This is a genomic window from Mycolicibacterium novocastrense (assembly GCF_001570485.1).
Taxonomy (GTDB): domain Bacteria; phylum Actinomycetota; class Actinomycetes; order Mycobacteriales; family Mycobacteriaceae; genus Mycobacterium; species Mycobacterium novocastrense.
Genome location: NZ_BCTA01000093.1, coordinates 230,487 through 255,706 on the forward strand (window position 1 = coordinate 230,487; position 25,220 = coordinate 255,706).

The window sequence follows — 25,220 nt, forward strand, 5'->3', positions numbered from 1 at the left end:
CGCGTCAGTCGCGATACTCGGCGGCACCATCCTCGAGGACGAGCCGTGAGTTCGACCCGTCGGGTTCGGCCGCTTCCGTACGGAACACCGCGCGGCCCGCCTCGGTCCGCCAGATCGAGGTGGTCAGTGTCTCCCCCGGGAACACCGGCGAGGTGAACCTGGCGTCGATCGCGCTGACCTTCGTCGCGTCACCGCCACCGAGTTCGGCCACCAGCGCGCGACCCGCCACGCCATAGCTGCACAGACCGTGCAGGATCGGCTTCGGGAAGCCGGCCAGCTCCCGCGCGAACCACGGATCGCTGTGCAGCGGGTTCCGATCGCCCGACAGCCGGTAGATCAACGCCTGATCTTCGCGCGTGGGCAAGGCAATTCGCGCGTCGGGCTCGCGGTCGGGGATCTCCGGAGCGGCAGGGCGCTGCCCCGGTTGCCCGCCGAATCCGCCCTCACCGCGGATGACCGCGGTGGTGAAGGTCTCGGCGACGACCTTCGATGTGTCGGGGTCGGTGCCCGTCGCCTTGAGCATGATGATCGCGTTCTTGCCCTCACCCTTGTCCTGGATGTCGGCGACCTCGGCCACGACGCTGAGCTTGCCCGCTGGTTTGAGCGGCTCATACAGCCGGATCCCCTGCGACCCGTGCAGCAGCATCGCGAAGTTGAACGAGCCGATCAGGCCGGCCGCCGCGAACGGCAGGCAGGCGATCACCGCGTAGGTCGGCAGCACCTGCTGCTCGATACCGTGACTGTTCTCGGTGGTGAACGCCAGGTCAGCGGTGCCCGCGCCGACGCCCAGCGCGTACAGCAGCGTGTCGCGGTCGGTCCATTCGAACAGCTGTGGGTCGGTTTTGGCGCCGATGGCGTTGGGGTCGAGAGGCATACCCCGCACGATATCCGCATTGACGTCTTGCCCGCGGGGGTCCACGATTGCTCGCATGCGCTATGTCGTTACCGGCGGTACCGGGTTTATCGGCCGACGGGTCGTGACGCGGTTGTTGGCCCACAGCAGCGACGTCGAGGTGCTGGTGCTCGTCAGGCGCACTTCGCTGTCGCGGTTCGAGCGATTGGCCACGACCTGGGGTGAACGCGTGAAACCCCTGATCGGCGACCTCGGCGAACCGCACCTTGGACTCACGCCCGACGACCTCACCGACATCGGCGCCGTCGATCACGTCGTGCACTGCGGCGCGGTCTACGACATCACCGCCTCCGACGCCGATCAACGTGCGGCCAACGTCGACGGCACCCGCGCGGTGGTCGACCTGACCTTGCGGCTCGACGCGACGCTGCACCATGTGTCGTCGATCGCGGTCGCAGGCACGTTCCGCGGCGAGTTCACCGAGGACGACTTCGACGTCGGCCAGGACCTGCCCACGCCGTACCACCGCACCAAGTTCGAGGCCGAGCAGATTGTCCGCACGACCCCCGGTTTGCGGTACCGCGTGTACCGGCCTGCCGTCGTCGTGGGCGATTCGAACACCGGCGAGATGGACAAGGTCGACGGCCCCTACTACCTCTTCCCGGTGCTCGCGAAATTGGCCAAGCTACCGTCGATCGCGCCGATCGCCCTGCCCGACGCCGGCCGCACCAACCTCGTCCCGGTCGACTACGTCGCCGACGCGCTCGTCGCGCTGATGCACGTGCCCGACCGACACGACGAGACGTTCCATCTGACCGCACCGAAATCCGTTGGGTTGCACGGAATCTACCGCAGTGTGGCGAAGACGGCAGGGCTTCCGCCGCTGCGGGCGTCCCTGCCCCGCTCCACCGCGACACCGTTCCTGAGGGCCTCCGGCCGCGCCAAGGTGATCCGCAATATGGCGCTCACCCAGATCGGCCTGCCCGCCGAGATCCTCGACGTGGTCGGGCTGATGCCGACGTTCACTGCCGACCGAGCCTCGGAAGGGTTGCGCGGCACGGGAATCACGGTTCCCGACTTCGCCGACTACGCGCCTGCCCTGTGGCGCTACTGGGCCGAACATCTCGATCCCGACCGGGCGCGTCGCGACGATCCCCACGGCCCGCTGGTCGGCAGGCACGTGATCGTCACCGGCGCATCGAGCGGGATCGGTCGGGCTTCGTCCTTGGCGATCGCCGAACGTGGCGCGACAGTATTCGCGTTGGCGCGCAACGCCGATGCCCTCGACGACCTCGTGGCCGAAATCCGGGCCGACGGCGGTCAGGCGCATGCGTTCACCTGCGACGTCACCGACTCGACCTCGGTAGAGAGCACCGTCAAGGACATCCTGGGCCGGTTCGACCACGTCGATTACTTGGTGAACAACGCGGGCCGATCGATTCGCCGCTCGGTGATCGCCTCCACCGACCGCCTGCACGACTATGAGCGGGTGATGGCCGTCAACTACTTCGGCGCGGTGCGGATGGTCCTTGCGCTGCTCCCGCATTGGCGCGAGCGGCGATTCGGCCACGTCGTCAACGTGTCCAGCGCCGGTGTGCAGGCGCGCAATCCGAAATACAGTTCCTACCTCCCGACGAAGGCCGCGCTCGACGCGTTCGCCGATGTTGTCGCGACCGAGACGCTATCCGACCACATCACATTCACCACCATCCACATGCCGTTGGTGCGTACGCCGATGATCGTGCCGTCGCGCCGGCTCAATCCGGTTCCGGCGATCAGCGACGAGCACGCCGCGGCGATGGTGGTGCGCGCGCTGATCGACAAGCCGGCCAGGATCGACACCCCGCTGGGCACTCTTGCCGACTTCGGCAACTACTTCACGCCGAAACTCTCGCGGCGGATCCTTCACCAGCTCTACCTCGGGTATCCGGATTCGGCTGCGGCCCGCGGCGTGCCGACAGCCCCGTCGGCCTCGTTCACCACGCGTCGCCCAAAGCGACCCGTCCGCACCGTGCGAGTTCCGCGGCCGGTGAAGTCCGCGGTGCGCCTGGTACCGGGTGTGCACTGGTAACCGCCTGTCCCTATCGTTGGCCAGGTGAAACAGCCAGTCTTCGTCGACGTCGACACCGGCGTTGACGACGCGATGGCGTTGGCATACCTGTTCGCCAGTGACGACGCCCAGGTGGTCGGTATCGCATCGACAGCGGGAAATGTTCCGGTACAACAGGTTTGTCTCAACAACCTCGGTCTGTTGGACCTGTGCCGAATGCCGGACATCCCCGTGTCGAAAGGGTCCGAGCAGCCCGTCAGCTCGCCGCTGCGCACCGCCGAGGACACCCACGGTCCTGAGGGGATGGGGTACGCGCAGTTACCCGCCTCCGAGCGCCGGCTCACCGAGTACGACGCCGCCGAGGCGTGGGTGCGTGCCGCTCACGCCCATCCCGGCGATCTGATCGCGATCGCCGTCGGCCCGCTGACCAATCTCGCGCTGGCGCTTCGCGCCCAACCCGCCCTTCCCACGCTGCTGCGCCGGCTGGTCATCATGGGCGGCGCGTTCGACTACCGCGGTAACACGACCCCGGTCGCCGAATGGAACATCAGCGTGGACCCGGAAGCAGCCGCCGAGGTGTTCACCGGGTGGTCGGCCGCGTGGGGAGCCGAGAAACCCTCGCACCACCCAATCGTGTTGGGGCTGAACCTGACCGAACACATCGCGCTGACACCCGCCCTGTTGAACCGGCTCGCAGACGAGGCCGGAGCGGAGTCGGTGACGATGAGCGTGTCCGACGACCGCGGCACCCGGTCGGCGTCGGCCAACCCGCTGATCGCGGTGCTGGAGGACGCGATGCGCTTCTACTTCGAGTTCCATTTCGACCAGGGCGAGGGCTATCTGGCTCATCTGCACGACCCGCTGGCCGCGGCGGTGGCGCTGGACCCCGACCTCGTCACCTACCGGCCGACCACCGTCGACGTCGAGTTGACGGGCACACTGACCCGCGGCATGACCATCGCCGACTGGAGCAACCGGTGGAGCCGGGAACCCAACGCGCTCATCGGTGTTGACGTCGACCCGGGAGCGTTCTTCGCCCGGTTCATCGCGCGCGTCGGCGCGCTCGCGCGAGCGCTGAACGGTTAGAGGATCACCGAGACCACGACCGCCAGGAACAACAGCAGAAAGATCGCGAGCGCGATGACGCTGACGACGGCTGTCGGTGTCCACCGGTGCCGCGGCCGGGACTCGACGGCGCCCACACCGGAGACCTGGTCGGAGTCGGGCGGCGTCGACCCCGGCGGCACTCCACCACCGGGTTCGAGGTCCGGCGTGTTGGACGGTTCTGGGTCGGGCGGTATGGCGGTCATCGACGCACGGGTACCCCATCGCGCGGTCGTCATTCATAAATCCCTTCGACGTACCACCGTCGCTGCCGGTAGCACAGCAGCAAGGCCTGCCCCGGTCGGGCTTCGCGTGAGGACTCGTCGTCGAGCAACACCTGTGCGCGGGCGGTGCGGCCGGCTTTGCGGCCTTCCGGATCCCACCATCGTTCGTCGACCGGCCATGGTCCTGCCCACCAGGTCAATCTGCCCGCCTTGACGGCCTTGCCCGGCGCGTCCAACCGCGCGGGGTCGGTGGAGAACAGGCCCCGGGCGGTCACCCGCACCGGACGGCCGTCGGCGTCGAACAACTCGACCGGATCGTCGAGCAGCACGGTCGGCGACGGTTCGGGTAGCTGGCCGGGCCACGGCTGATGCGGATCGGCCCGCGGCACCTGCTCATCCCCCAGCGGGGTGAACGTGATGCGCTCGGCCGGGCCCCGACCACCGCTGAGCACCGGAACCTGCACCGCCTCCGGTCCGAGCAGACCCTGCACGCGCACCAGCGCGCGGCGGGCGCGCAGGCGATCCTCTTCACCCACCCCGCCCCACAGCGGCAGCTGCAGCGCCTCGGCCGAGACCACCTCCACCGGGCGCAACCGGATCACCGTGATGGGCGCGGTGGGCCGGTCGTTGGGGTTGCGCCTGTTCAGCCAGCCGTCGAGCTGCCAACGCACCCGGTCGGCGGTGGCGTCCTCGCTCAGCGGTTCGGCGCAACGCCAAACGCGTTCCAGCTCTTCACCATTGGCGGTGCGCGCGCGGATGGCCAGCCGGGTGCACCCCACCCCGGACGCTGCCAGGGTGCGGTGCAGGTCGGCGGCCAGCGACCGGCCGGCGAAGGCGGCGGCGTCCACCCGGTCGATCGGCGGATCACAGTCCATGACGGCGTCGAGTTCGGGTTCGGGTTCCCGGCCGGACGGACCGCGGGTGGGCTCACCGCACGCGAACTGGTGCGCGGCCACCGCGTCGGCCCCGAACCGCGAGGCCACATCGCTGCGGGACAGCGCGGCGAACTGCCCGATGTTGCGAATCCCCATGCGCCACAGCAGGTCCGCCAGGTCATCCCGGCCAGGGCCGGCCAGGCTGGGCTCGGTGGCCAACTGGCGGATCGACAGCGCCGACAGGAACAGCGCATCTTGTCCGGGCTCGACGATCCGCCCCGCCCGCGCGGCGAAGACCGCAGTCGGCAACTGGTCGGCGACCCCCACCTGACATTCGGCGCCGGCGGCGGCCACCGCGTCGACCAACCGCTCAGCGGCGGTTAGTTCGGATCCGAAGTAGCGGGCCGCGCCCCGGACCGGCAGCACCAGTAGACCCGGCCGCAACACCTCGGCACGCGGCACCAAGTCGTCCACCGCGATCGTGACGTTTTCGAAGTGGCGGGCATCGCGCGCCGGATCGGCGGTGACCACATGCAGTTCCGGGCACCGCGCCTGGGCTTCCCGGCGACGCAACCCGCGTCGCACCCCCGCCGATCGGGCCGAGGCCGAACAGGCGATGACCCGGTTGGCCAGCGTGACCGCGATCGGGGCGGTCGGCGGCAGGTCGGCCGCGGCCGCGGCGGCGACGGCCGGCCAGTCCATGCACCAGATGGCCAGAACGCGCGACACTCATCCGCCTACCGCGCGGACGGAACCGAACGACCGCCCCCAGACCCGGGTGGCCAGCCGCACCCGACTGATGCGGCCGAATCCCGGGCGGCCCCGCCCGGTGATCTCATAGCCGCACACCGAGGCCTCCAACCGGGCCGACGCACCCTGCCAGTCGCCACCGGTGACCAGCAGCGTGCAGCCCTTCTGGCGGGCCCGGGCCACCACCGCCCGCGCGCGGGTGGCCGGCACCGCCCGCCCGCCCAGGCCGAGCACCACCAGATCCATACCGTCCATCAGTACGGCGGCGACCTCGACCGGATCGGCGCCCGGTTCGGGGATGACCGCGATCCGGCTCAGGTCGGCGCCCATCTCCACGGCCGCCAGCAGGCCGACGTCGGGTTGGCCCACGATGGCGGCATGCCCGCCCTCCGCCGTCACCGCCGCGACCACGCTCAGTGGCAGCGACCGGGCACCCGCGACCACCGCCACCGTCCCGCGCGGCAACGGCGCCGGAAGCAGCCCATCCAGCGATTCGGGCATCGGCAGCAAAGTTTCCGAGTCCGGAAGCGGCTCACTCGTCGCCGCCGTTCCACGACGGCTACCGCCCACCTTGCTGGATACCGCCGCAATCTTGCGACGCAGGTGTTCTACCTGTTCAGCGCGGGTAAGCTGACGCTGATCCAGGCTCACGGCGGCTGTCACAACAGCACCTCCCGCATCGTCTGCCTCACCAGTTTTTCGAACGTGTGTTCGATATGCCGAGTAAACACCCACCCACCGACAGCGTCAAGCGGGTTCAGTCGGTTGACGTCCTGGCATCCGGCCATTACCAATTGTTGACATTGACAAATGTCACCAATTGATGTTGCACTTACGCAGTGCTCAACGAAGAGCCCGTCTTGCCTTTGCGCGGTTCGCTGCGCTCCCGCGGCGCGTCCACAATCAGCAGCCTGACCCTCCGCAAGATCAGCGCCGTGCTCCCAGCCGACCAACCATGGGGGCTGTGGCTCTCGCGCCAGATCGTGGCCCGAATCATGGACGTCTTCGGACCGTCACTGGCCGGCACCCGGGTTGATCCGATCGACACCACGACCTTCGAAGGCCGCCGCATCGTCGGCGAGATGGTCTATGGCGCAGGGGTGCACCGCAGGCCCACCGACACCGTGGTCTACTTCGTCCACGGCAGCGGATACGCCCTGTGCTCACCGCGCACCCACCGCCGCCTCACCGCATGGCTGTCCCGGCTGACAGGGATGCCCGTCTTCTGCGTCGACTATCGACTCGCGCCGCGGCACCGCTTCCCCACTGCCGCAGAGGATGTCCGGACCGGGTGGGACTGGCTGATCCGCGACCGGGGTTTCGCACCCGATCGCACAGTCATCGCCGGCGACTCCGCGGGCGGGCACCTGGCCGTCGACCTGATGTTGCAGCCCGACACCACCCACCCGGCCGCCCTGGTGTTGCTCTCGCCCGTGCTCGACCTGACGTTCACGCTCGCCCGTACTCGGGAGCGCCTTCAGCGCGATCCCGCCATCCGCTCCCGTGACGCTCTGCGGCTTGTCGACTTGTACTGCGCGGACGTCGACTCGGCTCACCCTCGGCTACGACTGGACGTTGCCTCCGGCCGCACCCTGCCACCGACGCTGATCCAGGCGGGCGGCGCCGAGATGCTGGCGGCCGACGCCATCGCACTCGCCGACGGTCTGCGCGCCGCGGGCGGTGCCTGCCGGCTAGAGGTGTGGCCGGACCAGGTGCACGTATTCCAGGCACTGCCCCGCCTGACTCCAGAGGCAACTTCTGCCGTCCGGCGAATCGCCGAGTTCATCTCACATGCGTTGCAACACGAATACATCGACCAGGCGGGATAGCCACATGTCGCTTTTCGGCACCAAGCGCACGCGCAACGCGGCCGCGGTCATCACCGGCGCGGGCAGTGGCATCGGCGCTGCCTTCGCCGTCGAACTCGCCAAGCGCGGCGGTCGAGTGGTGTGCAGCGATATCGACGAGGTGTCTGCCCGCGCCACGGCCGACGCCATCATCGCCCATGGCGGGCAAGCCATGTCGACGCGCGGTGATGTCTCGACCATCGACGACGTTGCGGCACTGGCTGACACGGCGCAGTCCTGGTTCGACGGCCCTCCAACGGTGGTGATCAACAACGCAGGGGTCGGCGCCGGTGGTCTGCCGATCGGTGACATCAGCCTCGAGGACTGGCGCTGGGTGCTCAACATCAACCTGTGGGGACCCGTCCACGGCTGTCATGTGTTCGCACCTATCCTGCGGGACGCCGGCTTTGGCGGAATCATCAACGTCGCATCGGCCGCCGCCTTCGGCGCGGCTCCCGGAATGGCGGCTTACAACGTGAGCAAGGCGGGTGTGCTGTCGTTGACGGAGACGCTCGCCGCCGAGATGACCGGAACCGGTGTGCATGTGACAGCGCTGTGCCCGACATTCGTCAAAACCAACATCGTGGGAGCAGGCAGGATCTCGCCCAAGTCCACCGAGCTGGCCGATCGCTTGATGCGGTGGACCGGCTTCTCCCCGCAGCGGGTGGCCCGCACTTGCCTTGAGACCCTCGACCGAGGCGGCCTCTACTGCATGCCGCAACCTGACGCTCGGATCAGCTGGGGCATAAGACGTTTCACTCCGACGGTGTACACCCGCGCCGCCGGCCTGACCAACCGTGTCACAACTTAGGAGGATCCGATGGCGATCGACATGGATGCGATGCTGGCCAAGGTCAAGGACCGCCAGTGGGCCCTGGCCGACATCGACTGGGACGCACCGGGGGCCGACCTCATCACCGATGAGCAGCGGCCGCAACTTAAGGCCTTCATGGCCGACCTGTGCTGGATCGAGAACATCGGCGCGCGCGGTTTCGCGGCGCTGGCCAAGAAAGCGCCGACACCAACGATCGCCGAGATCTACCGGTACTTCCACGCCGAGGAACAGCGGCACGCCAATGCCGAACTGGCGCTGATGAACCGGTGGGGCATGCTAGAGGACGGCGAAGTGCCCGAACCCAATGTCAACATCCGGCTGGCCATCGACTGGTTGGATCGCTGGGCGGACGACATGCCGTTGTCGCTGCTGGGCACGGTTATCCCCATGCTCGAGGTCGCCCTTGACGGCGCGCTGCTCAAGTTCCTACTGGACGAGGTGCACGACCCCGTCTGCCACCAGGTGTTCGAGAAGATCAACAACGACGAATCCCGCCACCTCGTGGTCGACTTCGAGGTGCTGGACATGATCGGACACGCCACGATCCGGCGCCTGCTCATCGACTTCGTGGGGCACAACGCGACGCCCGGTCTCATCATCGGCGCGATCACGGGCGCTCCGCTGATCAACAGGATCCGGAATGAGATCACCGCGATGGGCATGGAACCCGAGCGGCTCTACCGAGCCGTGAAGCGATTCAAGGAACTCGGCGACCGTGGCGGGCACACCAAACGCGTACCGACCTATCTGTTTCTGCGGCGCTACGCCGGCGTCGTCACCAACCCGCGCCACCCCTACCACCTGCTCGCCAACTCCATGGTGTGGCTCTCCGACCGGTATCCACGGCCGCTGTTGCCGTCGGTACCGAGTTGGGTCAAAGAAGTGACTCATGATCCCGCGGCATGAGGGTTCCGTGCAGACCCACGACACGCTGATCGTCGGCGCCGGCTTCACCGGTATCGGTGCCGCGATCAAACTGACCGAGGCCGGAGTCGACGACGTAATCATCCTGGAGCGCAGCGATCGCGTCGGCGGCACCTGGCGCGACAACACCTATCCCGGTGTAGCCTGCGATATCCCGTCGTTGCTGTACTCCTTTTCGTTCGTGAAGAACCCGAACTGGTCGCGGTCCTACTCCCCCGGCAGCGAGATTCGCAGTCACATCGAGCAGCTGGTCGACGACTTCGACCTACGCCGGCGCATCCGGTTCGGGGTGGACGTCAACGGCCTGCATTTCGACGCAGACGAGGGCAAGTGGACCGTGAAGACCAAGGGCGGCAAGAGTTTCAACGCCCGCACCGTGGTGCTGGCTTCGGGGCCGCTGCCCGATCACGGCTGGCCCGACATCCGTGGCCTTGACACCTACCAGGGACACCGAATCCACAGCGCGCGCTGGGATCATGACTATGACTTCAACGGCAAGCGGGTGGCCGTCATCGGCACCGGGGCCAGCGCGGTGCAGATCGTGCCCGAACTGGTGAGGCAGGCCGAGTTCGTCAAAGTGTTCCAGCGGACGCCGGGCTGGGTCATGCCTCGACTTGACATCGGCACCCCGGCGGCCGCCAAGGCGTTGTTCGCGAAAGTGCCTGTCGCACAGGAGATCATCCGTCAGGCGCTGTTCTGGGGCCACGAGCTCACCGCCACCGCCCTGGTGTGGGATACCCCGCTCACCGGGCTGGTGGCGCAGCTGGGCAAGGCGCATCTACGGCTGCAGGTCAAGGACCCGTGGCTGCGCCGCCAACTCACTCCCGACTTCACCCCGGGCTGCAAACGGATGTTGATGTCCAGCGACTATTACCCCGCACTGCAACGCGACAACTGCAAGCTCATCGACTGGCCGATCGCCACCATGAGCCCGGCCGGCATCCGAACCAGCGACGGTGTGGAGCACCACCTCGACTGCGTGGTGTTTGCCACCGGCTACGACGTCCACCTGACCGGTCCGCCCTACCCGGTCACCGGAATCGGCGGTCGCTCATTGAGCGATGAATGGGTAGGTGGAGCGCAGGCGTACAAAAGCGTCAACGCCCACGGCTATCCGAACCTGTTCTTCATGACCGGGCCGAACTCGGGCCCCGGGCACAACTCGCTCCTGGTGTACGTCGAGGGCCAACTCGACTACACGGTGCGAGCGATCACGACAATCCTCGACGAGAACCTGCGCTACCTGGACGTACGCCGCGAGATCCAACAGCGCTACAACGAACGCCTGCAGAAACGCCTGACCAGAACCACCTGGATGTCGGGCTGCACTAGCTGGTATCTCACCGCCGACAGGTTCAACGCGTCGATGTACCCGGGTTTCGCGACGCAGTATCTTCGACAGATGCGGGACTTCCGGCTCGACGACTATGTCGCGGTGACGCGAGACGCTCACCTGTGCGCGGTGACGACATCGGCATGACATGACGTCGCGGGAACCGCGGCCGGCGGGGCCGATGTCAGCGATTCTCAACGGGCTCCGGCGGGCACCCAAACGGGTGCGCCGGGGATCGCGTGACGTTGTCGAGACGGCGGTGTCGCAGCTGTTCCACGCCGCCGTCCAACCCCACGGGGTCGGCGAGTCCGGCGAGTACCGCACCGAGGAACTCGCACGGCTGGCGGGTACCACCACCCGCAACATCCGGGTTTACCGAGACCGCGGCCTGTTGCACCCGCCGCTGCGGGTGGGTCGGATCGCGCTGTTCAACGACACGCACCTGACGCGGCTGCGGCTGATCACCTCGCTGCTCGACCGCGGCTACAACATCGCGCACGTGCGCGAGATGCTGTCGGCCTGGGAAGAGGGTAAGGACGTCGGCGACCTGCTAGGGCTGGAGTCCGCGATCGCCGGGACCTGGGCAACGGAGAAACCCGAACGCATGAGCGTCGTCGACGCCAAGCGGTTCGTGAACGACGACCCGGGCTTCAACCGCATGGTCGATCTCGGCTTGATCAAGCTCGAAGACGGTGAGGCCGTGATCGTGCGACCCAAGCTGCTCGAGGCGTTCAACGACATCCGCCAGTTCGGGGTGGCGACCGACAAACTGATCGACCTGCACGTCAGCATCGCGCCGCTCATCGACCAGATCAGCGGGATTCTGGTGCAGGCAGGCGTCGACGAGGTGCTGCACCGGATCAATCCGGGTGCCCCGCTGCCCCCGGACACCGAGATCGCCGAGTTGATCACCATGCTGGTGCGGTTCCGCACCCAGGCCGTCTCCGCGGTGTCGGCGACCCTGGCGTTCTCCATCGAGTCCACGATCGAGTCGGTGGTGGGTCAGATCCTCGGTGACATCATCGAAAAAGAACCCGGCGATAAAGAGGCCGAAGCCTAGCTACTCCCACTCGATGGTGCCGGGCGGCTTGCTCGTCACGTCGAGCACCACCCGGTTGACCTCGGCCACCTCGTTGGTGATGCGGGTCGAGATGCGTTCGAGAACTTCGTACGGCACGCGGGTCCAGTCAGCGGTCATCGCGTCCTCACTGGAAACCGGGCGCAGCACAATCGGGTGTCCGTAGGTCCGGCCATCACCCTGCACCCCCACCGAACGGATGTCGGCGAGCAGGACGACAGGGCACTGCCATATCTGGTTGTCAAGCCCGGCGGAGGTCAGTTCCTCACGAGCGATCGCATCGGCGCGACGCAGCGTCTCCAGCCGCGCGGCAGTGACCTCGCCGACGATCCGAATGCCCAGGCCCGGCCCCGGAAAAGGTTGGCGCGCAACGATTTCCTCGGGAAGACCGAGCTCGCGACCCACCGCGCGGACCTCGTCCTTGAACAACAGCCTCAGCGGCTCGACCAGTGTGAACTTCAGGTCGTCGGGCAGGCCCCCGACGTTGTGGTGGCTCTTGATGTTCGCGGTGCCCGACCCTCCGCCGGACTCCACGACGTCGGGATACAGCGTGCCCTGCACCAGGAATTCGACGTCAGGCCCACCCCCCTCGACAAGCCCCCGCACCGCCCCTTCGAACGCCCGGATGAACTCCCGTCCGATGATCTTGCGCTTGCCTTCGGGGTTCGTCACCCCGGTCAACGCCTCGAGGAAGCGGTCGGCGACGTCGACGGTGACCAGGTTGGCGTGCGTGGCGGCGACGAAGTCGCGCTGCACCTGGGCCCGCTCCCCCGCCCGCAGCAGGCCGTGGTCGACGAACACGCACGTCAACCGGTCGCCGATGGCCCGCTGCACCAGTGCCGCGGCGACCGCGGAGTCCACACCGCCCGACAGCCCGCAAATGGCCCGCCCCTCACCGATCTGCTCGCGGACCTGTTCGACGAGCGCATCGGCGATGTTGGCCGGCGTCCAGGTCGAGTCGATCCCCGCGAACTCGTGCAGGAAACGGCTCAGCACCTGCTGGCCGTGCGGGGTGTGCATCACCTCCGGGTGGTACTGCACGCCTGCCAGCCGACGGCCGCGATGCTCGAATGCCGCGACCGGCGCACCGGTGCTGGCGGCAACCACCTCGAAGCCGTCGGGCGCCTCGGTCACCGCGTCACCGTGGCTCATCCACACCGGCTGGGTGGACGGCAGGTCCGAATGAAGCTCTCCGCCAGTAACTTTCAGCTCCGTGCGACCGTACTCCCGCGTTCCGGTACGCGCGACGGTACCGCCGAGCACCTGCGCCATCGCCTGAAAGCCATAGCAGATTCCGAACACCGGTACGTCGAGGTCGAACAGTTGCGGGTTCAGTTGCGGGGCGCCGTCCTCGTAGACGCTGGCCGGCCCTCCGGAGAGCACGATGGCCTGCGGGTCGCGCGCCTTGATCGCCTCGACACTGGCGGTGTGCGGGATCACCTCCGAGTACACCCGCGCCTCGCGGACCCGTCGGGCGATCAACTGCGCATACTGCGCTCCGAAATCGACAACCAGTACAGGCCGGGGAGATCCTGATGTCACTCGGTCAGTCTAGTTGGCTGCGACGACGTCACACGTGCAGCGCGGTGAACGGCTCAAACGGCAAGTTGCGCAGAGCGAACCACGCCAAGGTCAGCACCACTGCCACCGGCGCCGACCACCGCAGGTGCTGCCAACTGCGCACCCGCCTGCCCGCCAGGGACCCGTAGAGCCAGGTCCCGTACGCCCACAGCAGGAAGACCAACGCGAGCACGCCGAGCGCGTTGAACCGGACCGCCGCGGCGACGTCGAGATGCAGCAGCGAGTAGATCATCCGCAGGCTCCCGCACCCGGGGCAGTCGATGCCGAGCAGCGCCTTGGTCGGGCAAACCGGCAGTATCCCGTCGGGCACGGTCGGATCCGCCAACCAGATCGCCGCGCACCCGCCCACCGCGGCGGTGGCGACCGCCAACGGCGCGGCGAGCGAGCGCACGTGGATCACATGTAGGCCAGTCCGCCGCCCGCCACCCCGATGATGAGATAGATGACGATGACGACCGCGCCGGCGATCGCGCCCCAGATCGCCCACTTCTTCGCGTCGTCGGACGCCTTCTGGGCCTGGGCGTACTGGCCCTGCGCCCACAACCCGTTCACCTTGGCGGCGTTGATGATCGACACGATGCCAAACGGTAAGCAGCACAACACTGTAACGAGGATGCCCCATACGAGGTTGCTGTCGGGCTGCTGTGCCGGGTAACCACCGGGAGGTGGTCCATAACCCTGCGGCGGTGGCGGCGGAGGCTGAGGCGGATAGGTCATGGGGTCCCTTTTCTCGAGTAGCACCCTGTCGAACAACAAGCTCGCTCAATATAAGGCAATTGTTTGCTGGGTGCGTCAATTTCGATTCGCTGCAGTAGGTTCATCGATGCGCAGGTATGTCTGCGCGAAATAACGGGAATGGGTGATGTGTGCCTGAAACCGAAAGACCTGAAACCGAAAGACTGGGTCTACCCGCTGGAATCCGCGCCGCGTTGTTCGACCTCGACGGCGTGTTGACAGACACCGCGAGCGTGCACAAGAAAGCATGGAAGGCGATGTTCGACGACTTTCTCCGGCGACGCGCCGAGCAGACCGGGGAGACGTTCACCCCGTTCGACGTGCAAAGCGACTACCTGACCTATGTCGACGGCAAGAAGCGCGAGGACGGCGTCCGGTCGTTTCTGGCGAGTCGGGGCATCGAGATTCCCGACGGTGCTCCCGACGACACGCCGCCGCTGGAAACGGTCCACGCACTGGGCAACGCCAAGAACGAGGTGTTCCAACAGATCCTGCGGACCGACGGCGTCGAGGTGTTCGAGGGTTCGCGCCGCTATCTCGAAGCGGCGGCTAACGCGGGGTTGGGCATCGCGGTGGTGTCGTCCAGCGCCAACACCCGCGAGGTGCTCGAAATGACTGGGCTTGCGCGATTTGTCCGACACCGGGTGGACGGCGTCGTGCTGCGTGAGGAGAACATCGCGGGAAAACCCGCACCCGATTCGTTTCTGCGCGCGGCCCAGCTCCTCGGCGTGAAGCCGGAAGAGGGCGCCGTGTACGAAGACGCGCTTTCTGGGGTGGCCGCAGGACGGGCCGGAGGATTCGGCCTGGTGATCGGCGTCGATCGGGTAGGCCACGCAGAAGCGTTGCGGCGCAACGGGGCTGACATCGTGGTTAGCGACCTTGCGGAAATGCTCACATGAGCCTGCACGACGACATCTACCCCGTGGAACCGTGGCAGGTGCGGGAGCGATCCCTCGATCTCGACGTGCTCGCACAATCGGAGTCGTTGTTCGCGCTGTCGAACGGCCACATCGGCATGCGTGGAAATCTCGACGAAGGCGAACCGCACGCTTTCCCCGGCACCTACCTCAATTCGTTCTACGAGGTTCGCCCCCTTCCGTACGCCGAGGCGGGATACGGCTGGCCCGAGGACGGGCAGACAATCGTCAACGTCACCAACGGCAAGTTGATGCGCCTGCTGGTCGACGACGAACCGTTCGACGTGCGTTACGGCGAGCTGCTCGACCACGAACGCATTCTGGATTTTCGGACCGGCACGCTCAAGCGCGCCGCGTGCTGGCGTTCTCCGGCAGGCAAGAAGATCAAAGTCGCTTCCACGCGAATCGTTTCGCTTACGCAGCGCAGTGTCGCGGCCATCGAGTACATCGTCGAGGCGCATGACGAATTCGCCCGTGTCACGGTGCAGTCGGAACTGGTGGCCAACGAGGAGCTGCCACCGTCGACGAAGGACCCGCGGGTATCGGCCGTCCTGGAAAAGCCGTTGGAGCCGGTGCAGCACGAGAACTCCGAACACGGCGCGATCCTGTTACACCGCACCCGTGGGAGCAACCTGATGATGGCCGCGGCCATGGACCACGACATCGAGGTTCCCGGTCGTGTCGAGGTGGACACCGGCGCGGGGCACGACTGGGCCAACACGACGGTCATCTGCGGCCTTCGCCCCGGACAGCAGCTCCGCATCGTCAAGTACCTCGCCTACGGATGGTCCAGCCTGCGGTCGCGACCGGCACTGCGCGACCAGGCGGCGGCCGCGCTCAGCAGCGCGCGCTACACCGGCTGGCAGGGGTTGCTGGATGCCCAACGGGCCTACCTCGACGATTTCTGGGACGGTGCGGACGTCGAGGTGGAGGGCGACCCCGACTGTCAGCAGGCGGTGCGGTTCGCCCTCTTCCACATCCTGCAGGCCAGCGCGCGCGCCGAGCGCCGGGCGATTCCCGGTAAGGGTCTGACCGGGACGGGCTATGACGGCCACGCCTTTTGGGACACCGAGGGTTTCGTCCTGCCGGTGCTGACCTACACCCAGCCCTCAGCGGCCGCCGACGCGTTGCGGTGGCGCGCCTCCATTCTCCCGCTGGCCAAAGAGCGGGCGTCGGTGCTGGATCTCGATGGCGCCGCGTACCCGTGGCGCACCATCCGCGGTGAGGAATGCTCGGCCTACTGGCCGGCAGGGACCGCGGCCTTCCACGTCAACGCCACCATCGCCATGGCGTTCGAGCGCTACCGCATTGTCACAGGCGACCATTCGCTGGAAGAGGAGTGCGGGCTCGAGGTCCTGATCGAGACCGCGCGGCTGTGGGCATCGCTCGGTCACCACGATCGTCATGGGGTGTGGCACGTCGACGGGGTGACGGGACCGGACGAGTACACGGCCATTGTGCGCGACAACGTGTTCACGAACCTGATGGCTGCGGCCAATCTTCGGGCAGCCGCCGACGCGTGTGCGCGCAACGTCGACGCCGCCCAGGCGTCCGGCGTCTCCACCGAGGAGATGGCCGCATGGCGTCACGCCGCCGACGCCGCCCACATCCCGTTCGACGAGGAGCTGGGTGTGCACCCGCAATGTGACGGTTTCACGACGCTGCGCGAGTGGGATTTCAACGCCAACACGATCTACCCGCTGTTGATGCACGAGCCGTATGTTCGGCTCTATCCGGCGCAGGTGATCAAACAGGCGGACCTGGTGTTGGCGATGCACTGGCAGGGCCACGCGTTCACCGCAGAACAGAAGGCCCGCAACGTCGACTACTACGAACGACGCACCACCCGGGATTCGTCGCTGTCGGCGTGTACCCAGGCGGTGATGTGTGCCGACGTCGGTCATCTCGAACTGGCCCATGACTATGCCTACGAGGCGGCGATGATCGACCTTCGCGATCTCCACCACAACACCCGCGACGGCCTGCACATGGCATCGCTCGGCGGTGCGTGGGCGGCGATGGTGGCGGGATTCGGCGGGCTACGTGACGACGAAGGTGTGCTCGAACTCAACCCGCGGCTACCCGACGGGATCTCTCGACTCCGATTCCGGTTGCGGTGGAGGAACTTTCGCCTCACCGTTGATGCCGATCACGACGAGGTCACCTACACGCTGCGCGACGGCCCGCGGGGCGAGCTGCTGATCCGCCACGGCGGCGAGGATCTTCAACTGCAATCGCGACAGCCCACGACCGTTCCGGTCAACCACTGCCGACCGCTGCTGCCGACTCCCGCGCAGCCGCCCGGGCGGGAGCCGTTGCGCCGGCGTCCGACTTAGCCGGTGACGTCAGGCCATCTGCTTGTGACCGGGCAGCCCGCCGGTCGCCTCGAACACCACGCGCTTGCCGATCTCGACGGCGTGGTCGGCGAACCGTTCGTAGTAGCGGCCGAGCAGCGCGACGTCGACTGCCGAACAAACCCCGTCCTGCCACTTGTGGTCGATCAGCAGCGTGAACAGGTGCCGGTGCTCGGCGTCGACGGCGTCGTCCTCGTCGCGCAGCCGCGCGGCCTTCTCCGGATCCCGCGACAGCAGCACCTCCTGCGCCGTCTTCGCCAGTTGCACCGCGCGCGCACCCATTTCGGCGAAGCTCGCGCGCACGTCGGTTGGCAGCGCGCAATCGGGGTGGCGCAACCGCGAGATGCCGGCCACGTGAGCCGCCAACGCACCCATCCGGTCGATGTCCGCGGCGATGTGAATGGAGCCGACCACGGTGCGCAGGTCACTGGCGACGGGCTGCTGCAGCGCCAGGATCCGCAGCGCGGCCTCCTCGGCGCGCCGGTTCAGCGCGATGATGTGCTCATGGTCGGCGATCACCTGCTCCGCGAGCGAGAGATCGGCATCGAGCAGGGCCTGCGTAGCGCGTTCGAGCGCGCTGACCGCCAGCCCGCACATGTCGCCGAGCTGGGCACTCAGCGCGGCCAGTTGCTCCTGATACGCGGTCCGCACCGGCTTTAGTTACCCGGATCGGTCGATTCTCAACCGGCCGAGGTGACCGGTTGGATCGGCAACCAGCGCAGCGCCGCCGGTGCGTGGGCCGGAACGACCGGGTTCTGCGGCGCAACCGGTTCCAACCGACGGTACGGCTGCCCCTGCTCCGGTCGCAGGTCCTGCTCCCCCTTGTTCGGCCACAGCGACGCCGCGCGCTCGGCCTGGGCGGTGATCGAAAGTGACGGATTGACACCGAGATTCGCCGAGATCGACGCACCGTCGTGCACCGAGAGCGTCGGATAGCCGTACACCCGGTGATACGGGTCGATGACGCCGTGCTGCGGATCGTCGCCGATGGCGGCGCCGCCGAGGAAGTGCGCGGTGAGGGGGATGTTGAACAACTCGCCCCAGGTGCCGCCCGCGACGCCGTCGATCTTCTCGGCGATTCGGCGGGTGACCCGATTGCCGACCGGGATCCACGTGGGATTGGGCGCCCCGTGGCCCTGCTTGCTCAGATAGCGCCTGATCCCCAGTTTGTTCCTTTTGGTGAACGTGGTGATCGAATTGTCGAGGTGCTGCATGACCAGAGCGATCAACGTGCGCTCGCTCCACCGCCGGACGTTGAGCAGCCGAAGCGTGCCGCGAGGGTCCTTGCGCGCGTTGATGAACAGCTGCTTCCACCGCGGCGTGTCCGAGCCTTCAGGGCCGTCGCCGTCGGTCATCAGCGTCTGCAACAGGCCCATGGCGTTGGAGCCCTTGCCGTAGCGCACGGGCTCGATGTGGGTGTCCGAGGTGGGGTGGAACGACGAGGTGATCGCCACGCCGTGTGTCAGGTTGAGGTCGTCGGACACCTCGAAACGTCCAGCGCCGACGATGGATTCGGAGTTGGTGCGGGTCAGCACGCCGAGCTTGTCGGACAGCTTGGGCAGCTTGCCCTTGTCACGCATCTTGAACAGTAGCCGCTGCGTGCCCCAGGTGCCGGCCGCCAGCACGACGTGCGATGCGGTGAAGGTGCGTTTCTGCTTGCGGACCCAGCGACCGGTCCGGACGGTGTGCACATTCCACAGCCCGTCGGGGCGCTGCTCGAAACCGGTGACCGTGGTCATCGGGTGAATCTCTGTCCCGAACTTCTCGGCCAGGTAGAGATAGTTCTTGACCAGCGTGTTCTTCGCGTTGTGCCGGCAGCCGGTCATACATTCGCCCACCTCGATGCATCCCCTGCGCGCGGGCCCGGCACCGCCGAAGTACGGATCGGGCACGGTTTCGCCGGGCGCCTTGGTGCCGTCGGGGCCGAAGAAGACGCCCACCGGCGTCGGCACGAACGTATCGCCGACGCCCATCTCCTCGGCGACCTGCTTGACGACGCGGTCGGCGTCGGTGAACGTCGGGTTGGTGACGACGCCGAGCATGCGCTGCGCCTGGTCGTAGTGCGGCATCAACTCCGCGCGCCAGTCGGTGATGTTCTTCCACTGCGGGTCGTTGAAGAACGGGTCCGGCGGTACGTAAAGCGTGTTGGCGTAGTTCAGCGATCCGCCGCCCACCCCCGCACCGGCCAGGATCATCACGTTGCGCAGCAGGTGGATCCGCTGGATGCCGTACATGCCGAGTTGCGGCGCCCACAGGAACTTGCGCAGATTCCACGAGGTCTTGGCGAAGTCCTCGTCGGCAAAGCGCCTGCCGGCTTCGAGCACCCCGACGCGGTAGCCCTTTTCGGTGAGCCGCAGCGCCGTGACGCTGCCGCCGAATCCCGAACCGATCACCAGGACGTCGTAGTCAGGTTTCATGCGTCCAGTATGGCGTTACCGAGGGGTAACTTCCTAGCCGATCAGATCGCGACGGCCGTACCGCAGATGCCGCAGACCTCGAACTGGCGACGGTTCCACCGTGCGACCGGGATGAAGAACAGCGAGAACTGTTTGAACTCGCGGATTCGCGACCATTGCGTGGTGTTGTGGCAGCGTGGGCAGGTTCGGACCTCTCCCGCACCGAGGTGCTTCTGCTTGGTGCCGTAACTGAAGAGGAAGAAGAACACCTCGTCCAGCGTAGGCGCAAAAACTCAGCTCCCGACGGTCAGGCCGACCTTCTGGAATTCCTTGAGGTCGCAGTAACCGGCCTTGGCCATCGAGCGTCGCAGCCCGCCGACCAGGTTCAGCGAGCCGAACGGATCGTCCGACGGTCCGGTCAGCACCTGTTCCAGCGACGGGCGCTCGCCCATCGCGATTTGCAGGAACGCGCCGCGGGGCAGCGACGGATGCGCGGCGGCGGCCGGCCAGTACCAGCCCTCGCCCAGAGCTTCGGCCGACGTGGCCAGCGGTGTTCCGAGCACCACCGCGTCGGCGCCGCAGGCGATGGCTTTGGCCAGATCACCGGAGGTGTGCATGTCGCCGTCGGCCAGGACGTGGACGTAGCGCCCGCCGGTCTCGTCGAGGTATTCGCGGCGCGCGGCGGCGGCGTCGGCGATCGCGGTGGCCATCGGAACGCTGATCCCGAGCACCTCGTCGCTGGTGGTGACCCCGCTGGTCGAGCCGTACCCGACGATGACGCCGGCCGCACCGGTCCGCATCAGGTGCAGCGCGGTGCGGTGGTCGAGGACGCCGCCCGCGACGACGGGCACGTCGAGTTCGGAGATGAAGGTCTTGAGGTTCAGCGGTTCCCCGTTGGAGGCCACCCGCTCGGCGGAGATGATCGTGCCCTGGATGACCAGCAGGTCGATCCCCGCGGCGAGCAGTGTCGGCGTCAACGCGCGGGCGTTCTGCGGGCTGACCCGCACCGCCGTCGTCACCCCGGCCTCGCGGATGCGCGCCACGGAGGCGCCCAGCAGATCCGGGTCCAGCGGGGCGGCGTGGAACTGCTGCAGCAGCCGGATCGCGGCCGAGGGTTCCGGCTCTTTTTCGGCCGCCTCGATCACCTGCGCGATCTTGGCTGCGACGTCAGCGTGCCGACCGATCAGCCCCTCGCCGTTGAGCACACCGAGCCCGCCGAGCCGACCCATCTCGATGGCGAACTCCGGCGACACCAGCGCATCGGTGGGGTGGGCCACCACGGGGATCTCGAACCGGTAGGCGTCCAGCTGCCAGGCCGTGGAAACGTCCTGCGACGACCGGGTGCGCCGCGACGGCACGATGTTGACGTCGTCGAGTTCGTAGGTGCGGCGGGCGGTTCTGCCCATGCCGAGCTCAACCATGTCTCGCATGGCCAGTTTCTCCTGTCAGTACGTTCTGTTCTTCGCGCAAGCGCTCGTCAGCGGGTGTAGTAGTTCGGCGCCTCGACCGTCATCGTGATGTCGTGCGGGTGGCTCTCCTTGAGACCCGCCGCAGTGATCTGCACGAACTGGGCCAGCTGCAACTGCTCGATAGTCGCCGACCCGGTGTAGCCCATCGCCGCGCGCAGCCCGCCGGTGAGTTGGTGGATCACCGTCGCGAGCGGACCGCGGAACGGCACCCGGCCCTCGATCCCCTCGGGCACGAGCTTGTCCTCGCTGAGCACGTCGTCCTGGAAGTAGCGGTCCTTGGAGTAGGACCCGCGCAACGCCCCCGCAGCACCGCGGCCCTGCATCGCGCCGAGCGACCCCATACCGCGATAGCTCTTGAACTGCTTGCCGTTGACGAAGATCAACTCGCCGGGCGACTCGGCGGTGCCCGCGAGCAGCGAACCCAGCATCGTCGTCGACGCGCCGGCGGCCAGGGCCTTGGCGATGTCGCCGGAATACTGCAGTCCACCGTCCGCGATGACCGGCACACCCGACGGTGCGCAGGCCGCGACGGCTTCCATGATCGCGGTGATCTGCGGCGCGCCGACGCCGGCCACCACGCGGGTGGTGCAGATCGAACCGGGCCCCACGCCGACCTTCACCGCGTCGGCACCGGCCTGCACCAGCGCGGCCGCGGCGGCACGTGTGGCGACGTTGCCGCCGATCACCTCGACCCGGTCGCCGACGGCGGCCTTGACCCGGCTGACCATGTCCAGCACACCGCGGTTGTGCGCGTGCGCGGTGTCCACGACCAGCACGTCGACACCCGCGTCCACCAGCGTCATCGCCCGCGTCCAGGCGTCGTCGCCGACACCGACGGCCGCCCCGACGAGCAGCCGGCCGTCCTTGTCCTTGGTCGACAACGGGAACTGTTCGGTCTTGACGAAGTCTTTGACCGTGATCAACCCGGTGAGCTTGCCGTGTCCGTCGACGATGGGGAGCTTCTCAATCTTGTTGCGGCGCAACAGGCCTAGCGCCGCCTCCGCCGAAACGCCCTCGCGGGCGGTGATGAGCGGGGCCTTGGTCATGACCTCGGAGACCGGCTTGGACTGGTCCACCTCGAAGCGCATGTCGCGGTTGGTGATGATGCCGACCAGCTCGCCGGTGTCGTCGACGACGGGCAACCCGGAGATCCGGAACCGCGCGCACATCGCGTCGACCTCGGCAAGCGTGTTGTCCGGCGAGCAGGTGACCGGGTCGGTGACCATGCCCGCCTCGGACCGTTTGACCGTCTCGACCTGGCCGGCCTGCTCGGCCACCGGGAGGTTGCGGTGCAGCACGCCCATCCCGCCGGCACGGGCCATCGCGATCGCCATGCGCGACTCGGTGACGGTGTCCATCGCGGAACTCACCAGCGGCACCTTGAGGCGGATCTTCCTCGTCAACTGGCTCGAGGTGTCGGCGGTCGCGGGCACCACGTCGGAGGCGGCGGGCAGCAGAAGCACGTCGTCGAAGGTCAGGCCGAGCATGGCGACTTTCGTCGGGTCATCCCCGCCGGTGGGCACCGGCACCGCGATGGGGATGCTGCTTTCGGCGATCGACATGGCGGGGGCCTCCAGATACAAACGCAGCCGAACACTGTCGTCGAGCTGAGAAACCATCCTATCGGCTGCGGGCCCGCATCCCCGTCTCACGTGCCATGACGCACACAACTATTCATACGTCGACGACGTGGGCGTGACGGCTAGCGTTATCCCCGCCCCGCTGCGTAGTGTGGACTCGTGCGTGACCACCTGCCCCCGGGTTTGCCACCAGACCCGTTCGCCGATGACCCGTGCGACCCTTCGGCTGCCCTCGACGCGCTCGAGCCCGGCCAGCCGCTGGACCCGCAGGAGCGGACGGCGGTCGAGGCCGATCTCGCCGATCTGGCGGTGTACGAGGCGCTTCTGGCACACAGGGGCATCCGCGGGCTGGTCGTGTGCTGCGACGAATGCCAGCAGGACCACTATCACGACTGGGACATGCTGCGCGCCAACCTGCTGCAACTGCTGGTCGACGGCACGGTGCGGCCCCACGAGCCCGCATATGATCCCGAACCCGATGCCTACGTGACGTGGGATTACTGCCGCGGCTACGCCGATGCCTCGCTCAACGAGGCGACGTCGGAGTCCGACGGCTACCGCTGACTAGCTGGGCTCCTCGACCGCGTCCGGGACGGTCACCGTCGTGACGGCCATCCTCGGTGCCGGTGCCTCCACTGTCGGTTGCTGCGTCGTCGGCGCGGCCGACGGTTGCTCAACCTCCTGCTGCTCGACCACCGAGGGTGCAGACGTCGGTGTCGGAACCTGAACTCGCGTGCTCGGAGTCGGTAGCGGTGCGCTCGCCGACGGGGTCGGCTGTTGCGTGGCCGATGGTGTGGGCAGCGCCGTCGGCGAGTCCGGAACCGTCGTCGGCTGCGGCGTGGCGCTCACCGTGGGCGGCGGGGCGCCCGGCAGAGCGGTAGGCGACGTCGATGGTGTCGGCGAGTCCGACGGCGAGGGCGTCCCGGACGGCGACGTCGACGGTGTAGATGTAGTCGGCGCCGACGTCGACGGTGTGGTCGGCGCGGATGTCTCAGAGGTGTCCGTCGGCGCAGTGGTCTCCGTTGAGGTCGCGCCGTCACTCGGAATCACGACGACCTCGGGGAAGGTCGGCGGCGGCGCGTTCGGCGGCAGCGTCGCCGCCGGGTCCTGGGCCTCGACCTTGACCGTCAGCTCCTGCCACTGCGTGACCAACTCTTCTTTGCGCACAGTGTCGTTCACGGTCGCCACGGTCGTCGTCAATGTCTCGAGCTTGTCCTGGGCGGCTTGCCACTGACCCTGATCGATCAGCTGCTGCACCTCGGCCATCTGCGTCTGCGCGGCCAGCACGACGGCGTCGTCGCGGGTGTCCTGTTGCTCGCCGAAGAGCATGGTGCGCAGGCCGTAGAGCGAGTCGCCCGGCCCGGCGCCGGCGACCACAGCACCGAACCCGCCGATGCACAACACCGCGGCCGCGGCGGACCCCACGACCGCCAGGGACGTGCGCGTGCGGCGGCGCGATGCCGCGGCCCGGTCAAGCGCGAGCACCGCGTCGCGCGGTGTGACCGTTGCGGTCAGAGGTGCACCACGGACCTCGTCGCGCCAGCCCGCCAGCAGCTGAGCCAGTTCGGCCTCACTGGGGTCGGTCGAATACACCGACTGCTGTGTGGCCAGCGCATCGAGGAACCGATCGGTGCGGTTGATCTCGTTGAGCGAGGGGTCTCCCCCGTTGGAAGTCCAGCGTCCGAAGTCAGGCATAGTCACGCCCCGTCGCCACGATCTCGGACTTCAGTCGCGCCAGCGCACGGTGCTGAGCGACGCGGACGGCGCCCGGGGTGCTGCCGACCGCCTCTGCGGTCTCCTCGGCGCTCATTCCGACGACGATGCGCAGGATCAGGATCTCGCGCTGCTTCTCGGGGAGCACCGCCAAAAGCTTCTTCATGCGCGCCGACGCCTCGGCATCGAGTGCCATCTGCTCGGGCCCGGCGTCCAGCGAGAACCGCTCCGGCACGACATCGGTCGGGTCGGATCGGTTCCTGGCCGCTGCGCGATGCGCGTCAGCAACCTTGTGGGCGGCAATGCCGTACACGAAGGCCAAGAACGGTCGTCCCTGATCCTTGTAACGCGGCAGCGCCGTGATGGCGGCCAAGCAAACCTCCTGCGCAACGTCGTCGGCTGAGAGGCCACTGCGCTCTGTCGCCCCGACCCTCGCCCGGCAGTACCGAACAACGATCGGACGAATGGTCTCCAGCACCTCCCGGAGCGCGTCCCGGTTCCCTGCCACGGCCTCAGCAACGACAGCATCGAGACGTTCTCCCGAAAATGTCATCGTGGGCGATCTCTCCAACGTTACGAACAGGACCGGATCCGGTAGGCCG

General features: G+C 67.5%; 24 protein-coding genes. 10 read left to right on the plus strand and 14 right to left on the minus strand.

The genetic code is table 11. From position 1 onward, the window contains the following. Positions 1–4 precede the first annotated feature (4 nt). Positions 5–874 carry a MaoC family dehydratase gene (locus RMCN_RS27995; protein ID WP_067396333.1) on the minus strand — a complete coding sequence of 290 codons (870 nt, stop codon included), beginning with the start codon at positions 872–874 and terminating at the stop codon, positions 5–7. Positions 875–929: 55 nt separating this feature from the next. Here RMCN_RS27995 and RMCN_RS28000 point away from each other — a divergent pair, with 55 nt between their 5' ends. Both RMCN_RS28000 and RMCN_RS28005 read left to right on the plus strand, forming a co-directional pair. Beyond that, on the plus strand, positions 930–2,924 hold the full coding sequence (locus RMCN_RS28000; protein ID WP_067396147.1) for an SDR family oxidoreductase: 1,995 nt from the start codon (positions 930–932) through the stop codon (positions 2,922–2,924). A 24-nt stretch (positions 2,925–2,948) separates the two neighbouring features. Then, positions 2,949–3,989: a nucleoside hydrolase gene (locus RMCN_RS28005; RefSeq protein ID WP_110765955.1), complete on the plus strand. Its 1,041-nt coding sequence runs from the start codon at positions 2,949–2,951 to the stop codon at positions 3,987–3,989. Here the strand turns inward: RMCN_RS28005 and RMCN_RS28010 are convergent. From RMCN_RS28010 to RMCN_RS28020, 3 genes are read right to left on the minus strand one after another with little or no spacing between them, the layout of a single operon-like run. Beyond that, on the minus strand, positions 3,986–4,213 hold the full coding sequence (locus RMCN_RS28010; RefSeq protein ID WP_066849790.1) for a DUF6480 family protein: 228 nt from the start codon (positions 4,211–4,213) through the stop codon (positions 3,986–3,988). The genes RMCN_RS28005 and RMCN_RS28010 overlap by 4 nt on opposite strands. Before the next feature lie 29 nt (positions 4,214–4,242). Continuing rightward, a complete protein-coding gene (locus RMCN_RS28015) occupies positions 4,243–5,808 on the minus strand; it encodes a DNA polymerase Y family protein (protein ID WP_067396338.1) in 1,566 nt (521 codons plus the stop codon). A gap of 27 nt (positions 5,809–5,835) precedes the next feature. Continuing rightward, on the minus strand, positions 5,836–6,519 hold the full coding sequence (locus RMCN_RS28020) for a DnaE2-dependent mutagenesis accessory factor ImuA' (RefSeq protein WP_067396149.1): 684 nt from the start codon (positions 6,517–6,519) through the stop codon (positions 5,836–5,838). Positions 6,520–6,695: 176 nt separating this feature from the next. Here RMCN_RS28020 and RMCN_RS28025 point away from each other — a divergent pair, with 176 nt between their 5' ends. From RMCN_RS28025 to RMCN_RS28045, 5 genes are read left to right on the plus strand one after another with little or no spacing between them, the layout of a single operon-like run. After that, positions 6,696–7,685, plus strand: coding sequence for an alpha/beta hydrolase (locus RMCN_RS28025; protein WP_165604489.1), 990 nt, complete (start codon positions 6,696–6,698; stop codon positions 7,683–7,685). Between the two features lie 4 nt (positions 7,686–7,689). Then, complete coding sequence (locus tag RMCN_RS28030) at positions 7,690–8,514, plus strand: SDR family NAD(P)-dependent oxidoreductase (RefSeq protein ID WP_067396151.1); 825 nt, start codon at positions 7,690–7,692, stop codon at positions 8,512–8,514. A gap of 9 nt (positions 8,515–8,523) precedes the next feature. Beyond that, the gene (locus RMCN_RS28035; RefSeq protein WP_064425225.1) at positions 8,524–9,444 is read left to right on the plus strand and encodes a hypothetical protein; all 921 of its coding nucleotides are present in this window, start codon (positions 8,524–8,526) and stop codon (positions 9,442–9,444) included. Continuing rightward, on the plus strand, positions 9,428–10,942 hold the full coding sequence (locus RMCN_RS28040) for a flavin-containing monooxygenase (protein ID WP_067396155.1): 1,515 nt from the start codon (positions 9,428–9,430) through the stop codon (positions 10,940–10,942). Before RMCN_RS28035 ends, RMCN_RS28040 begins: the two co-directional genes overlap by 17 nt. A gap of 34 nt (positions 10,943–10,976) precedes the next feature. Further along, positions 10,977–11,855 carry a MerR family transcriptional regulator gene (locus RMCN_RS28045; RefSeq protein WP_234787815.1) on the plus strand — a complete coding sequence of 293 codons (879 nt, stop codon included), beginning with the start codon at positions 10,977–10,979 and terminating at the stop codon, positions 11,853–11,855. Here RMCN_RS28045 and guaA read toward each other — a convergent pair whose 3' ends face one another. Genes guaA through RMCN_RS31715 form a run of 3 tightly spaced genes read right to left on the minus strand, consistent with a single transcriptional unit; the run spans position 11,856 to position 14,171 of the window. Beyond that, positions 11,856–13,415 carry a glutamine-hydrolyzing GMP synthase gene (guaA, locus tag RMCN_RS28050; RefSeq protein ID WP_067396161.1) on the minus strand — a complete coding sequence of 520 codons (1,560 nt, stop codon included), beginning with the start codon at positions 13,413–13,415 and terminating at the stop codon, positions 11,856–11,858. It lies immediately after the preceding gene. 28 nt (positions 13,416–13,443) lie between these two features. Continuing rightward, complete coding sequence (locus tag RMCN_RS31710) at positions 13,444–13,851, minus strand: DUF2752 domain-containing protein (RefSeq protein WP_067396344.1); 408 nt, start codon at positions 13,849–13,851, stop codon at positions 13,444–13,446. Further along, positions 13,851–14,171 (minus strand): CD225/dispanin family protein, encoded by a 321-nt coding sequence (locus RMCN_RS31715; protein WP_067396164.1) that lies wholly within the window; start codon positions 14,169–14,171, stop codon positions 13,851–13,853. Before RMCN_RS31715 ends, RMCN_RS31710 begins: the two co-directional genes overlap by 1 nt. A 149-nt stretch (positions 14,172–14,320) precedes the next feature. Between RMCN_RS31715 and RMCN_RS28060 the strand changes: the two genes are divergently transcribed. Both RMCN_RS28060 and RMCN_RS28065 read left to right on the plus strand, forming a co-directional pair. After that, the gene (locus tag RMCN_RS28060; protein ID WP_067396168.1) at positions 14,321–15,088 is read left to right on the plus strand and encodes a beta-phosphoglucomutase family hydrolase; all 768 of its coding nucleotides are present in this window, start codon (positions 14,321–14,323) and stop codon (positions 15,086–15,088) included. After that, positions 15,085–17,442 (plus strand): glycoside hydrolase family 65 protein, encoded by a 2,358-nt coding sequence (locus RMCN_RS28065; RefSeq protein WP_067396170.1) that lies wholly within the window; start codon positions 15,085–15,087, stop codon positions 17,440–17,442. Before RMCN_RS28060 ends, RMCN_RS28065 begins: the two co-directional genes overlap by 4 nt. A 9-nt stretch (positions 17,443–17,451) precedes the next feature. Here RMCN_RS28065 and phoU read toward each other — a convergent pair whose 3' ends face one another. From phoU to guaB, 5 genes are read right to left on the minus strand one after another with little or no spacing between them, the layout of a single operon-like run. Further along, entirely contained in the window at positions 17,452–18,111 is a 660-nt protein-coding gene (gene phoU / locus RMCN_RS28070; RefSeq protein ID WP_064413319.1) for a phosphate signaling complex protein PhoU, read from the minus strand. 29 nt (positions 18,112–18,140) lie between these two features. Then, a complete protein-coding gene (locus RMCN_RS28075) occupies positions 18,141–19,877 on the minus strand; it encodes a GMC oxidoreductase (RefSeq protein ID WP_067396173.1) in 1,737 nt (578 codons plus the stop codon). Between the two features lie 41 nt (positions 19,878–19,918). Further along, positions 19,919–20,125 (minus strand): zinc-ribbon domain-containing protein, encoded by a 207-nt coding sequence (locus RMCN_RS28080; protein ID WP_067396174.1) that lies wholly within the window; start codon positions 20,123–20,125, stop codon positions 19,919–19,921. A 24-nt stretch (positions 20,126–20,149) separates the two neighbouring features. After that, positions 20,150–21,277, minus strand: a complete 1,128-nt coding sequence (locus tag RMCN_RS28085; protein WP_201028996.1) for a GuaB3 family IMP dehydrogenase-related protein — start codon at positions 21,275–21,277, stop codon at positions 20,150–20,152. Positions 21,278–21,333: 56 nt separating this feature from the next. Further along, a complete protein-coding gene (gene guaB, locus RMCN_RS28090; RefSeq protein WP_064346000.1) occupies positions 21,334–22,887 on the minus strand; it encodes an IMP dehydrogenase in 1,554 nt (517 codons plus the stop codon). A gap of 177 nt (positions 22,888–23,064) precedes the next feature. Here guaB and RMCN_RS28095 point away from each other — a divergent pair, with 177 nt between their 5' ends. Then, a complete protein-coding gene (locus RMCN_RS28095) occupies positions 23,065–23,469 on the plus strand; it encodes a DUF5319 domain-containing protein (RefSeq protein WP_064345682.1) in 405 nt (134 codons plus the stop codon). Here the strand turns inward: RMCN_RS28095 and RMCN_RS28100 are convergent, their stop codons facing one another. Then, positions 23,470–24,600 carry an anti-sigma-D factor RsdA gene (locus tag RMCN_RS28100; protein ID WP_067396184.1) on the minus strand — a complete coding sequence of 377 codons (1,131 nt, stop codon included), beginning with the start codon at positions 24,598–24,600 and terminating at the stop codon, positions 23,470–23,472. It lies immediately after the preceding gene. Further along, the gene (locus tag RMCN_RS28105; RefSeq protein ID WP_064413314.1) at positions 24,593–25,171 is read right to left on the minus strand and encodes a sigma-70 family RNA polymerase sigma factor; all 579 of its coding nucleotides are present in this window, start codon (positions 25,169–25,171) and stop codon (positions 24,593–24,595) included. The genes RMCN_RS28100 and RMCN_RS28105 overlap by 8 nt, the downstream gene beginning before the upstream one ends. Positions 25,172–25,220 lie beyond the last annotated feature (49 nt).

Excerpts from the sequence above, each read along its gene's own strand:
- RMCN_RS28010 (WP_066849790.1), bottom strand. The coding sequence starts at position 4,213 with ATGACCGCCATACCGCCCGACCCAGAACCGTCCAACACGCCGGACCTC.
- RMCN_RS28105 (WP_064413314.1), bottom strand. The coding sequence starts at position 25,171 with ATGACATTTTCGGGAGAACGTCTCGATGCTGTCGTTGCTGAGGCCGTG.
- RMCN_RS28035 (WP_064425225.1), top strand. The coding sequence starts at position 8,524 with ATGGCGATCGACATGGATGCGATGCTGGCCAAGGTCAAGGACCGCCAG.
- RMCN_RS28065 (WP_067396170.1), top strand. The coding sequence starts at position 15,085 with ATGAGCCTGCACGACGACATCTACCCCGTGGAACCGTGGCAGGTGCGG.
- RMCN_RS28100 (WP_067396184.1), bottom strand. The coding sequence starts at position 24,600 with ATGCCTGACTTCGGACGCTGGACTTCCAACGGGGGAGACCCCTCGCTC.
- RMCN_RS28075 (WP_067396173.1), bottom strand. The coding sequence starts at position 19,877 with ATGAAACCTGACTACGACGTCCTGGTGATCGGTTCGGGATTCGGCGGC.
- RMCN_RS28085 (WP_201028996.1), bottom strand. The coding sequence starts at position 21,277 with ATGGTTGAGCTCGGCATGGGCAGAACCGCCCGCCGCACCTACGAACTC.
- RMCN_RS31715 (WP_067396164.1), bottom strand. The coding sequence starts at position 14,171 with ATGACCTATCCGCCTCAGCCTCCGCCGCCACCGCCGCAGGGTTATGGA.
- RMCN_RS28000 (WP_067396147.1), top strand. The coding sequence starts at position 930 with ATGCGCTATGTCGTTACCGGCGGTACCGGGTTTATCGGCCGACGGGTC.
- RMCN_RS28015 (WP_067396338.1), bottom strand. The coding sequence starts at position 5,808 with ATGGACTGGCCGGCCGTCGCCGCCGCGGCCGCGGCCGACCTGCCGCCG.
- RMCN_RS28030 (WP_067396151.1), top strand. The coding sequence starts at position 7,690 with ATGTCGCTTTTCGGCACCAAGCGCACGCGCAACGCGGCCGCGGTCATC.
- RMCN_RS28040 (WP_067396155.1), top strand. The coding sequence starts at position 9,428 with ATGATCCCGCGGCATGAGGGTTCCGTGCAGACCCACGACACGCTGATC.
- guaB (WP_064346000.1), bottom strand. The coding sequence starts at position 22,887 with ATGTCGATCGCCGAAAGCAGCATCCCCATCGCGGTGCCGGTGCCCACC.
- RMCN_RS28045 (WP_234787815.1), top strand. The coding sequence starts at position 10,977 with ATGTCAGCGATTCTCAACGGGCTCCGGCGGGCACCCAAACGGGTGCGC.
- RMCN_RS27995 (WP_067396333.1), bottom strand. The coding sequence starts at position 874 with ATGCCTCTCGACCCCAACGCCATCGGCGCCAAAACCGACCCACAGCTG.